The organism is Isoptericola sp. NPDC060185, from assembly GCF_042728595.1.
GTDB lineage: Bacteria > Actinomycetota > Actinomycetes > Actinomycetales > Cellulomonadaceae > Isoptericola.
The window spans coordinates 1-4,881 of record NZ_JBHWYY010000134.1; the positions used below are offsets into that span (position 1 = coordinate 1).

A 4,881-nucleotide genomic window follows, 5' to 3' on the forward strand; every position below is an offset into this window, starting at 1 on the left:
TCGTGGTTAAGAACCTGGGGGGTTCGGCGCCGCTGACGCGGGCAGTTTTTTTAAACTCCGCTTCCCTGCTGCCGGCGGCGGGGGGGGCGCTGTCGCCCCGCCCCGACCAGGAGCCCGACACCAGGAGCCCGACATGGCTGAGTTCTCGGTCAACGCCACCCGCTTCGACCCGTACAAGAACTTCAAGTTCCGCGTGAAGTGGGACGGGAAGTACGTGGCCGGCGTGTCGAAGGTGAGCGCCCTGAAGAAGACCACCGAGGTGGTCAAGCACCGCCACGGCGGAGACCCGTCGTCGAGCCGCAAGTCGCCCGGCCGCACCGAGTACGAGGCGATCACGCTGGAGCGAGGCGTCACGCACGACGTCGAGTTCGAGCGGTGGGCGAACTCCGTGTGGAACTACGGCGCGGGCCTCGGCGCCGAGGTGTCCCTCGCGGGGTTCCGCAAGGACCTCATCATCGAGCTGTACAACGAGGCGGGGCAGCTCGTCCTCGCCTACAAGGTGTACCGGGCGTGGGTGTCGGAGTACCAGCCGATGCCCGAGCTCGACGCCAACGCCAACGGCGTCGCGATCCAGACCATCAAGCTCGAGAACGAGGGCTGGGAGCGCGACGTCGCCGTCGCCGAGCCGTCCGAGCCGTCGTTCGTCGAGCCCTGACGGCGGGCCGGACGGTGCTCGGGCGGCCCGCGCCCACGCTCGCCCTGTGGGAGGCGCTCGCGGCCACCGCGCCGCCCGCCCGCGGGGCGGCCGTGCTGGTGGCGCGCGGGGTGGCCCCGGACCTGGACGCGGCGTGCGCGCTGCCCCTCGCCGCCGCCGCCGGTGCGGCGCTCGCGGAGCTGCGGGAGCGGGCCGGGGACGTGCTCGAGACGGTCGTCACCTGCCCGTCGTGCGGGGAGCTCCTCGACGTCCCGCTGCCGCTCGACGGCGTCGCCGTGGGTGGGGACGGTGTGGTCGGGGACGGTGTGGGAGCGGGCCGCCTGGACGGTCCGGAGGTGCCGGACGTCGAGGCCGTCGGCCCGGTCGAGGTGCGCGCCCCGACGACGGCGGACCTGCTCGCCGCCCTCGCCGCCCCCGACCCCGCGGCGGCCCTGCGGCACCGCTGCGTGCGCCGGCCCGCGGGCGCTGGTCTCGACGGCGCTGATCTCGCCGACCCGGAGCTGGCCGAGCGGGTCGCCGCCGCCGCCGAGCGGCTCGTGGGGGCGGCAGGCGTGTCGGTGCGCCTGCGCTGCCCGGGCTGCGACACGGACGTGCGCGCCGACGTCGACGTCGTGTCGCTCCTCACCGACCGTGTGGCCGAGCAGGCGCGGGCCGAGCTCGCGGACGTCGCCACCCTGGCCGCCGCGTTCGGGTGGACCGAGCCGCAGGTGCTCGACCTCAGCCCGGCGCGGCGCGCGGAGTACCTGGCCCTCGCGGAGCAGGTGCTCGTGCGGGGAGGAGGCGGGGCGCGATGAGCGACGTGTTCGACCGGATCGCGGAGCGCTCCACGCGTGCCGGGGCGGGGGAAGGATCGGTGACGCGGCTCGTCGGGCGCCGGGACGTCTGGGCCTCCGGGCCGGTGCCCGCGGGCCGCGGGGCGCCGGAGGTGCCCGCGCCGGACCGGGCGGGGGAAGGCGCGGGGGAGACGTCCACGCACGGCGGGACCGCGCAGCGAGGCACACCGGCGCCCGCCGCGACGGGAGTGGGGGCGTACGCGGGCGGCGACCCGTGGCCCGGGCGCGACGGGCCCGGGTCCTCGGTCGCGGCGGGCGGTCGGCGCTCGGACGACGTCGGCTCCGGGGCAGCGCCACGAGGCGTCGCACCGGCCCCGCCATCCGGGGGCGCCGCGCCCGGCGACGCCGGGTCCGGGTCCGTTCGCCGACCCGGCGGGCCCGCCGGCGGCGCACGGACCGACCCTCGGCGCGCGGGCCTCGGCGCCGCCGGACCGGGCGCCGCGGTCGCCGGCCGGGCAGGACGGGTCGTCGGTGGCGCGCCTGCCCACGGCGGGCCGGGCATCGACGGTGACGACGGCTGGTACGGCCGGACCGATGACTTCCGGCGAGACACCTGGAGCGGCGCCGGGCAGGACGGCGCCGGGCAGGACGACGCCGGGCAGGACGACGCCGGGCAGGACGACGTCGGGCCCGACGACGCCCGGGACGACGGGGCCACGAACGGCGCCGGGCCACGCGACGTCGTCGCGCCCGGCGCATCGTCCCCGCGTCCTGGAGGAGGGACGCCCGTCCTCCGCCTCGCGGGGTCGGGACGGGGCAGCAGGCAAGGGGACGCACGTCACGGCCGCCCGGACGCAGGCGCCCGGACTGCGGGATCGCAGCCGGACCGTACGACGACCGCGCTCGGCCCGGAGGACCTGCTGCGCACGCACGTCGCGCCCGCGCTCGCGGAGCGCGGGCTCCTCGAGCCCGGCGGCGCGGACGACCTGGCCGCGCCCGGGCTGGGCCCCGTCGAGGCGCCGCCGGGCGCCGTCGTGCACGTCCACGTGGACCGGGTCGAGGTGCATCGCCCGACCCCGGAACCGCCCCGCGCCCCGCGCGCGGTCGCCCGGGTGGACCACGCGGACTACCTCGCCCGCCAGCAGCGGAGGTGGCGATGAGCAACACCCACGCCATCGCGGCCGTCACCGCCACGCTGCGGGCCGTGCTGCAGCGGGCCGTCGACGCGGAGCCCGACCCCGTCGCGGGCCGCAAGGTCACGACGCTGCGGCCCGCGCAGCTCGCCGCGCTCGGCTCCGACGACGCGCCGGCGCGCGGCCTCAACGTCTTCCTCTACCAGGTGACGCCCAACCACGCGTGGAACCTCACCGACCTGCCGACCCGCAGCGGGGCGGGCGCCCTCGTGGCGCGCCCGCTCGCCGCGCTCGACCTCCACTACCTGGTCACCGCGTACGGCGACGAGCCCGCCCTGGAGCCGCAGCGCCTCCTCACGCGCGCCGCGCTCGCGCTGGCCGCCACGCCCGTGCTCACCAAGGACGTCGTCGAGGACGCGATCGACCTCCTGGGCGCCGAGACGGACACGGCGTTCCTGCAGCACGCCGACCTCGCCGGGCAGGCGGAGCCCGTCAAGCTCAGCCCGGCGCCCCTGTCGCTGGAGGAGCTGTCCAAGCTGTGGGGCGTGCTCGGCACCCCGTACCTGCTGTCCCAGGCGTACATGGCGACGGTCGTGCTGGTCGAGGCCGACGACCCGCCCCGCCGCGTGCTCCCGGTGCGCACGCGCCGGATCGACGTGCGCACCCTGGCCCGGGCGGAGGTCGCCGCCGTCACGACCGCCGACGGCGGGCCCGCCACCACGGGGTCGACGCTCGTCGTCGAGGGCTCTGGGCTCGCGTCCGCGCACCCGTTCGTCGTCGTGGGGCGCACGCGGCTGGCGCCCGCGCCGGGGTCGACGGCCGCGCGCGTCACGGTCGTGCTGACCGACGCCGTGCCGGCGGGCGTGCAGGCGCTGCAGGTGGTGCACGTGCGCCCCGCCGACGCGGCGACCGGCGAGCCGGAGCGCGTGGTGGGGCGGTCGAACGCCGTGCCGCTCGTCGTCGTGCCCACCGTGGGGGCGGTGACCGTGGCGGGGGGAGAGGTCCACGTCCCCGTCGCGCCGCCGCTGCGCGAGGGGCAGCGGGCGGCCGTCACGCTGGGCCGGCTCGCGGAGCCGGGCGAACCGGACCCAGATCTGCCCGGGACCGTGCAGCCCGTGGTCGCGGCCGTGCTGCCGCCCGTGCCCGCCGGCCCGCCGGTCGCGGCGCTCGACCTCCCCGACGACGACCTGGTCCCCGGCACGTGGCTGGTGCGCGTCACGGTCGACGGCGTGGAGTCGCTGCCCACCCTCGGGGCCGGCGGCACCTACGACGCCCCGGCGGTGACCGTCCCGTGACCCTCGCCCCCGGCCGTGCGGCCGCGACGGCTGACGGCGCCGGCGACACCACCCCCGGCGTCGTCGCCGACGCCGACACCGCCGCCGACGAGCGCCGCGACCTCACCGTCGCCGAGCTGACCGTGGCGCGCGCACGCCTCAGGGGGGCGGACCCGGCACCGGCGGAGCGGGCGCTCGCGGGCGTGCGCGCCCGGGCGGGCGGGCCGGCGCCGCTGGACGTGCTCCAGGACCGCCTGGGACTGTCCGCCTTCGAGCGGTCGGTGCTGCTGCTCGCCTGCGGGCCGGACCTCGTGGGCGACGTCGCGCGCGAGCTCGCCGAGCACGGCGGCGGCCCCCGGCTGACGTTCGCCACCGCGCTGGAGCGGCTCCCCGGGGCCCACTGGGACGCCCTGACCCACCGCCGCCCCCTGCGCCGCTGGCAGCTGCTGCGCCTGGCCGACCCGGACGCCGTGCTCACCAGCCCGCTCGTGCCCCCGGAGCGGGTGGTCCACCACCTGGTGGGCGTGGAGGGGCTGGACGAGCAGCTGGAGCTCGCCAGCCGTCCGCTGGACGTCCCGGCCCGGCTGGGCGAGACCTTCGCCGCGCTCGTCGGCGACGTCGTGGGCCGGTGGACCGAGGGAGCACCCGTCGTGATGCGCGGGCCCCAGCCCCGCACCACGCGCGCCCTGGCCGCGGCCGCCTGCGCCGCGGCGGGCCTGTGGCCGCGCCTCCTCGGTGCGGACGCCGTCGACCCCGGCCCTGCCGGGCCGGCGACCACCCTGCAGCGCCTCGTCCGCGAGACCGTGCTGGCGCGCGTGGCGTGGGTGCTCGACGTCGACGAGGCGGCCCCGCGGGCCGTCGCCGAGCTCGGCCGGGCCCTCGCCGGGACGGAGGCGCCGATCCTGCTCGTGGCCTCGACCCGACCGGGTGGCGCGGCCCTCGACGCGCTCGGCCTCCCCGTCGTCGAGGTGCCGCGCCTCGGCGCGGGCGAGCGCCGGGCCGCCCTCGCCGGGGCGCTCGCCGACGCGGGGGCGGCCGCGCCGGAC

General features: G+C 78.8%; 5 protein-coding genes. All 5 read left to right on the plus strand.

The annotated features are described in order from the left end of the window. Positions 1–133: 133 nt before the first annotated feature. Positions 134–655: a phage tail protein gene (locus ACFWDO_RS21115; protein WP_380317283.1), complete on the plus strand. Its 522-nt coding sequence runs from the start codon at positions 134–136 to the stop codon at positions 653–655. Between the two features lie 14 nt (positions 656–669). Next, positions 670–1,449 carry a hypothetical protein gene (locus tag ACFWDO_RS21120; RefSeq protein ID WP_380317280.1) on the plus strand — a complete coding sequence of 260 codons (780 nt, stop codon included), beginning with the start codon at positions 670–672 and terminating at the stop codon, positions 1,447–1,449. Next, complete coding sequence (locus tag ACFWDO_RS21125; protein WP_380317277.1) at positions 1,446–2,588, plus strand: hypothetical protein; 1,143 nt, start codon at positions 1,446–1,448, stop codon at positions 2,586–2,588. Before ACFWDO_RS21120 ends, ACFWDO_RS21125 begins: the two co-directional genes overlap by 4 nt. After that, positions 2,585–3,856, plus strand: a complete 1,272-nt coding sequence (locus ACFWDO_RS21130; protein WP_380317274.1) for a DUF4255 domain-containing protein — start codon at positions 2,585–2,587, stop codon at positions 3,854–3,856. Before ACFWDO_RS21125 ends, ACFWDO_RS21130 begins: the two co-directional genes overlap by 4 nt. Then, the coding region (locus tag ACFWDO_RS21135; RefSeq protein ID WP_380347163.1) for a hypothetical protein at positions 3,853–4,881 on the plus strand (1,029 nt) is incomplete at its 3' end. The genes ACFWDO_RS21130 and ACFWDO_RS21135, both read left to right, overlap by 4 nt.

What these genes read in the sequence shown, in the direction of transcription:
- ACFWDO_RS21115 (WP_380317283.1), top strand. Translation starts at nt 134, where the DNA reads ATGGCTGAGTTCTCGGTCAACGCCACCCGCTTCGACCCGTACAAGAAC.
- ACFWDO_RS21125 (WP_380317277.1), top strand. Translation starts at nt 1,446, where the DNA reads ATGAGCGACGTGTTCGACCGGATCGCGGAGCGCTCCACGCGTGCCGGG.
- ACFWDO_RS21130 (WP_380317274.1), top strand. Translation starts at nt 2,585, where the DNA reads ATGAGCAACACCCACGCCATCGCGGCCGTCACCGCCACGCTGCGGGCC.